Origin of the sequence: Saccharopolyspora sp. NPDC000359 (genome assembly GCF_040300525.1) — a bacterium.
Taxonomy (GTDB): Bacteria; Actinomycetota; Actinomycetes; order Mycobacteriales; family Pseudonocardiaceae; genus Saccharopolyspora.
Genome location: NZ_JBEPDU010000113.1, coordinates 1 through 2,284, shown reverse-complemented (window position 1 = coordinate 2,284; position 2,284 = coordinate 1). Strand labels below are relative to the sequence as shown.

Genomic DNA, 2,284 nt, shown 5'->3' with positions numbered 1-2,284 from the left:
GGCCCGCCGCCGCGCCCCGGTGCCGAACCCGGCCCGCCGCCGCGCCGCGAAGGTCCGCCGAGCGGACCGTTCGCCGCGCCCCGGCCGGACGACCCGCGCTTCGAGTCCGGGCTGCTGGACGGCCCGCCCCCGCGCCGCGAGGGCCCGCCACCGGGCCTGAACGAGCCGCTGCCGCAGGCCGGTCCGGACGGGCTGGTGCCCCGCCCCGACGAACCGCCGAACCCCGGCCCCGCGAACCACGACGCGCCCCAGCGCCCGGACGGCCCACCGCTGGCGGGGCCGCCCCCGGGCGCTGGCTTCGCGCCGGGACGGCCGGATGCCCCGCTGAGCGGTGGTGTTGGCTCCGACGACCTGATGTCGCGCCCGGACGGCCCACCGCTGGCGGGCCCGCCGAGCGGCGGCTTCGCCCAGGTGGGCCCGGACGGCCCACCACCGCGCCACGATGGTGCGCCGGGTGGCGGCTTCGGTTCGGATGACCTTGGGCCGCGTCCGGATGGTCCGCCGTTGGTGGGGCCGCCGGGTGGTGGTTTCGTGCAGGGTGGTCCGGATGGTCCGCGCCACGATGGTGCGCCGGGTGGTGCTTTCGGTTCGGATGACCTTGGGTCGCGTCCGGATGGTCCGCCTCTGGCGGGACCGCCGAGTAGCGGTTTCGTGCAGGGTGGTCCGGATGGTCCGCGCCACGATGGTGCGCCGGGTGGCGGCTTCGGTTCGGATGACCTTGGGTCGCGTCCGGATGGTCCGCCTCTGGCGGGACCGCCGAGTAGCGGTTTCGCGCAGGGTGGTCCAGATGGTCCGCGCCACGATGGTGCGCCGGGTGGTGGCTTCGGTTCGGATGACCTTGGGTCGCGTCCGGATGGTCCGCCGTTGGTGGGGCCGCCGGGTGGTGGTTTCGGGCAGGGTGGTCCGGATGGTCCGCGCCACGAAGGCGCGCCGGGCGGTGCTTTCGGTTCGGATGACTTGACCTCGGGGCCGCCGGGTGGCGGTTCCGCCCAGGCTGGGCCGGACGGTCCGCCGAATCGGGCCTTCGCGCAGGGCGGTCCGGATGGTCCGCGCCACGATGGTGCGCCGAGTGGTGGCTTCGGTTCGGATGACCTCGGGCCGCGTCCGGATGGTCCGCCGGTGGTCGGGCCGCCGAGTGGTGGGTTCGCCCAGGTGGGGCCGGATGGCCTGCTCAGCGACGGCTTCGCCCCGGCGGGACCGGACGGTGCGCCGCCGCGCTCTGGTGGACCGCGGGGCGGCTTCGCGCCGGATGGTCCGCCGCCGCGTCCCGACGGCCCGCCGAGCGGGGGCTTCGCGCACCCGGGTCCGGATGGTCCAGCGCGCCCCGACGGCCCGCCGAGCGGTGCTCCCGCGACGGACGGTCCGCCGCCTGGCCCGAACGAGTTGGCACCCGACGGTCCTGCCCCGGTGGGACCGCCGAGCGCTGGCTTCGCCCAGGTGGGGCCGGACGGCCCGCCCCCTCGGCACGACCCCGGCCCGCCGCCGCGGCGCGACGCGCCGCCGGGCGCGCCCGACGGGCCGCCCCGCCACGACGCTGGGCCGCAGAGCGGCCCGCTCCCCGCGGCTCCGCCGCCGGAGGCTCCGCACGACGGCCCTCCGGGCCGTCCGCTGCCGCCGGAGGCTCCGCCGTCGGCCGGTCCCCGCTTCGCGGGTCCGCCTCCGGCGGAACCGCCGCAGCGCCCTGCTCCGCAGGGCCCGCCGTCGCCGCCGACGGGCGGTCCCGCCCTTGGCGGCCCGCCACCGCGCCCGCCGGTCGCGGCTCCGCCGCCTCCGGGGCCGGAGGGGGCTCGGCCGCCCGCCCGGCCCGCGCCGCCGCGCGCGGAGCCGCCCCAGCAGCCGGAGCCGCCTCGGCAGGAGCCGCCGCGTCCGGTGCCCGCCCGGGCGCCGAAGTTCGCGCAGCGCGCCGACGGTGGGTTCGGGCCGATGGGGTCCACGGGTGCGCTGGCGAGTTCGTCCTCGCGCGCTGGTTACGGCCGGAACACCACGTGGTCGGCCGACGACTTCAAGGAGGAGCGGCGGTCCGACGACGACCTGCAGGTCGGTGCCGGGTACAAGCCGGGCGAGGACGGGCGCAACGTGGTGCCGCAGTTTTTGATCGAGGCCGATGAGCTCTTCGACGACGACGAAGGCGAGGGCCGCCTGGTGGCGCCGCCGGTGCTGGGCGAGTCGTCGTCGAGCTACCGGGACTTCTAGATGAGCCGTCCCGTGCTCGTCCCGCGCGGCGGTGCGGGCGGCGGGACCTCGGCGGGCGCCCCTCCCGACATGCGCGCGGGAGCGGGCGCCG

Annotated in this window: 2 protein-coding genes; one reads left to right on the top strand and one right to left on the bottom strand. The window is 78.5% G+C overall.

The genetic code is table 11. The annotated features are described in order from the left end of the window. On the bottom strand, nt 1-561 hold a 561-nt coding region (locus ABT324_RS33275), incomplete at its 3' end, for a hypothetical protein (protein WP_351185869.1). 1,308 nt (nt 562-1,869) lie between these two features. Between ABT324_RS33275 and ABT324_RS33270 the strand changes: the two genes are divergently transcribed. Beyond that, a complete protein-coding gene (locus tag ABT324_RS33270; protein ID WP_351185866.1) occupies nt 1,870-2,193 on the top strand; it encodes a hypothetical protein in 324 nt (107 codons plus the stop codon). Nucleotides 2,194-2,284: the final 91 nt, after the last annotated feature.